The sequence below is a fragment of the Bacteroidota bacterium genome (assembly GCA_034723125.1).
GTDB lineage: Bacteria > Bacteroidota > Bacteroidia > CAILMK01 > JAAYUY01 > JAYEOP01.
The window spans coordinates 1-4062 of sequence record JAYEOP010000139.1; the positions used below are offsets into that span (position 1 = coordinate 1).

4 protein-coding genes are annotated in these 4062 nt (G+C 27.5%); all 4 read right to left on the reverse strand.

Translation table 11 applies throughout. From position 1 onward, the window contains the following. A partial coding sequence (locus U9R42_04165; GenBank protein MEA3495212.1) for a patatin-like phospholipase family protein occupies positions 1-819 on the reverse strand: 819 nt, incomplete at its 3' end. Between the two features lie 155 nt (positions 820-974). Further along, complete coding sequence (locus tag U9R42_04170) at positions 975-1898, reverse strand: SDR family oxidoreductase (protein MEA3495213.1); 924 nt, start codon at positions 1896-1898, stop codon at positions 975-977. Next, positions 1895-3022 carry a GNAT family N-acetyltransferase gene (locus tag U9R42_04175; protein ID MEA3495214.1) on the reverse strand — a complete coding sequence of 376 codons (1128 nt, stop codon included), beginning with the start codon at positions 3020-3022 and terminating at the stop codon, positions 1895-1897. The genes U9R42_04170 and U9R42_04175 overlap by 4 nt, the downstream gene beginning before the upstream one ends. Before the next feature lie 55 nt (positions 3023-3077). Further along, complete coding sequence (locus U9R42_04180) at positions 3078-3845, reverse strand: class I SAM-dependent methyltransferase (protein MEA3495215.1); 768 nt, start codon at positions 3843-3845, stop codon at positions 3078-3080. Positions 3846-4062 lie beyond the last annotated feature (217 nt).

Here is a 4062-nt window from a genome sequence, read left to right on the forward strand (position 1 = left end):
AATTAGTTCTTTCGATTTATAAAAGTCGAATGTTCCAAATGATTTTCTCGATACATTTATTAGAATATCAGGATGATATTGCTCTAAAGTCAAATCTGATATTTTGTGTAACATTAAGCTTGATGTTTTGCTTAGTAAATTAAAATACCCAACCTTATCTTTATGATTTTTGGGAATAAGGTGATTTATTTTTTTGTAAATAGTGTCTATATATTTTGATTGACTTTTAGAATAGGTTTTTTCTTTCGTTTCTTTTTTTACAGTAATAGGTATTCTGGAATTAACATCTACAACAACCAATATATCATCTTGTTTACGTTCAACTCTATTAATTGGAATAGGATTAAGCACTCCGCCATCAATAAGTTGCCAATTATTTAATTTGAATGGAACAAAAACCGAAGGAATTGAAATTGATGCTCTGATTGCTTCATACAAACTACCTGATGAAAAAACAATTTCTTTTTCAGATAAAACATCTGTTGCAACAGCAGAATATGGAATATTTAAATCTTCAATATTAATATCAGGTATCATCCTTTTCATTTCTGTTATAACTTTATTACCTTTTACTATACCTGAAGTATTAATTGTAAAATCAACCAAATTAAAAACATCCATTTTATCCAAAGAACACATCCATTCTTTAAAAATATCAATCTTTCCTGTGGCATACATTCCACCAACTAATGCTCCCATTGATGTTCCTGAAATGGAGGTAATATCATATCCCTGATTTAATAATTCTTCAATTACGCCAATATGAGCAACCCCTCTTGCTCCACCGCTTGATAATACTAATGCTACTTTTTGTTTCATTTATTTATAATTTTATTTTCAAAGGGCACATAGAACTTAGCAAGTCAAAACAATTTTTTAATTGTATTTTAAAACTAAATTCTTGTTGCCAATTACTACTGCTTACCAAATACTGACATTTAAATCAAATTAACTGCTTTCTTTTTTTATAAGTTTTAAAACGGAGAATCCGGTTCTTTTACCATTTCATTCAAAATTATTCTATCTGTAATACCGGGAAAATTTTTATGTAACCAAACAACAAGTTTTCCTTGTGGAGTTAAAATTAAATCCCGTTCACGTTTTAAAGTTGCTTTTGCAATAATTTGTGCCACTCTTTCTGCTGACATCATTTCATCCTCATTTCTTGGTGTTTCTTTTTGTGGTTTTCCGTTTTTATTAAGTGCAGTATTCCTAATATTTGAAGTTGTAAATCCAGGATGAACAATCAGAACGTTAAGTCCTTTTTTCTTATTTTCAAGACGTAAAGTATTTAAAAAACCAACCATTGCATGTTTTGATGCACTATAAGCAGTACGACCGGGCAAAGGAGTAAGTCCCGAAATTGAAGAAATTCCAATAACAGTTCCTTTTTGTTTTAGCAAATAAGGTAAGGCAAACTTGGTACAATAAACAGCTCCATAGAAATTTGTATCCATCAATTCTTTTATTACTTCCAATTTTAAATCTTCAAAAGTAGCTCTCATTGAAATACCTGCATTATTGATAAGCACATTTACTTGCCCGTATTTTTCAATAGTTTTGTCAATTAAATTCTTGCAATCTTCAATCTTTTTAACATCTGTTTTTATTGATATTGCTTCACCTCCAAGCTTTTTAATCTGATTTTCAACTTTTTTTAATTCATTTTCTCTTCGTGCCGCAAGAACAACTTTTGCCCCCTCATTAGCAAATTCAAAAGCACATGCTTTTCCTATACCCGAAGAAGCTCCTGTAATTATAACAACTTCATTAGCAAATTTATTCTTAAAACGAATTACGGTTTCTCGTTTTCTTATTCTCGGTATTAAAATGTTATATTTTTTCAATATATCTCTACTTACATTTGTGTTACTAAGAAGTTTATTGAATTTACTCATTTTTTTAATTTTTTAATATAACATCTTGCCTTTTTGTGTTGTCGGAATTCATAATTTGTCCACAACTGTTTTATTTTATTATTATTTTCAAGCTCACGAGTTGTTTCCAAATATTTTATTTTATTATTTAAAAAAGTTTGTCCTATTTTCTCAAAAATTATTGCAGGCACTCCTTTATTTTGATAATCGGGTTTTACAGCAAGTAGCAATAAATCAGCAATATCATTTTTGTGTAAAGCCCTCCATATTCTATAATATCCAAAAGGAAACAATTTACCTTTTGATTCTTTTAAAGCTTTTGACATTGACGGAATTGCTACACCAAAAGCAATAAGTTTATCTTCATTATCAAGAATAATTGAAATATAATCAGGATTAATTAAAGAGAAAAATTTCTTTTTCAGATTATCTACTTGTTTTTCAGTTAATTCTGTAAAAGCATATAAATCTTTATAAGATTCGTTAAGAATACTAAAAAACTCGTCTAAATATCCAATATAATCTTTTGATTTTTTTATTTCAAGTTGATGTAAATTGTATCGTTTTTGAACTATTTTTGAACCTTTTATAATTTTATCAGGTACTTCTTTTGGCATTTTTACACAAAATTCAACCCAATCAACATCTTTTTCATATCCCGATTTTTCAATTAATTTTGAATAATAGGGAAAATTATAGTGTGCAAATGATGTCGGTATTTCATTAAAACCTTCAATAAGCACACCTGATGCATCAAAGGAAGTAAAGCCGACAGGTCCATGTATTATTTCCATGTTTTCACTTATTGCCCACTTTTCAACTGTTTGCAATAATAATTTTAATACCTCATAATCATCTATAAAATCCAACCAACCAAATCTTGCATAATTAATATTATGTTTTTTATTGTATTTCTTATTAATTATTCCGGCAACCCTTCCTACAATTTCTTTATCTTTTAATACCAACCAATATTTCGCTGTGCAAAATTCTAAAGCAGGATTTTTTTTAAATGAAAAATTTTGCAACTCTTTTGAATGTATAGGAGGAATATAAAATTTGCTCTGCGAATACAACTTATCAGGGAATTTGATAAATTCCAGAAGCCCTTTTTTTGTTGATATTTCTTTAATTGTTAATGTCATTATTTCTCATTTAGTAATCTAATTTTCATTTTAAAATCAGATACATAGATACAATTTATTTTTTTAAAATATAAAATAAATATTCAAACTTTCCTGTTAAAAACTTAATATAAGTTGCAGTTCCCGGAGTTGCAGCAAATTTCTTCCCTAAACCATGCAAAAGTTTTGGTGCTATTTTATGTATTAAATTTTCTCTTTCCTTTGTTGATAAATTTAATGCTTCCAAAACGTTTGCAGTAATTTTTTCATTTTTTAAAATTTTTAATTTTGATGTTTTAAACTGTTCATTTAATTTTTCAATTTCAGATTCAAGTCTGAAATCAGCAAAAAGAAAAAATCCATCCGGTTTTAAAACAGCATATACTTCACTTAAAAATTCATTCATTTTATCGTAACGGTGCGAAGATTCAACATTGATTACTACATCAAAAGCATTATTTTGAAAGTTTAAATTTTGTGCATTTGCATGTGAAAAATTAATATTTTTATATGTATAATTTTTTTTACAAAATTCAATTGCTCTTTTATCCAAGTCAACTCCTGTTGATGAATTTGGTAATAAATAACGATGCATGTATGATAAACCACCACCACGTCCGCAGCCAACTTCTAAAATATTTTTTCCTTTAATATCTATCCCTGTAGCAACTAAATTATAAAGTTGTGCAGAGTATCTGTTTTTTTCATCATCTTTTTCAAGGTCAATTTTATGATTATTTTTTGAATAACCATAGTTCATAAAAATAACTTCTGCATTTTTATCAACTGTACTTATGTACCAGTACCAAACTTTAAAAAAGACATTCTTTAATTTTTCTTTCATATTTAATAATTTTTATTTCTTATATTCACTATTACTCTCTTTCTTACCTTCTAATCTATTAGACTATTTTTGTTTATCAGTTCAAAAGAATAAATTATTTTTTAAATAACAATACAAATTGCAAAGTATTTTTAAATTCCTGAATAATTATTCGGTTCTCTGTTGATTTGTGTGGATGAAAAAAAATTAAAGCCACAGACTTCGTCTGTCGAAGACA

Excerpts from the sequence above, each read along its gene's own strand:
- U9R42_04170 (MEA3495213.1), bottom strand. The coding sequence starts at position 1,898 with ATGAGTAAATTCAATAAACTTCTTAGTAACACAAATGTAAGTAGAGAT.
- U9R42_04175 (MEA3495214.1), bottom strand. The coding sequence starts at position 3,022 with ATGACATTAACAATTAAAGAAATATCAACAAAAAAAGGGCTTCTGGAA.
- U9R42_04180 (MEA3495215.1), bottom strand. The coding sequence starts at position 3,845 with ATGAAAGAAAAATTAAAGAATGTCTTTTTTAAAGTTTGGTACTGGTAC.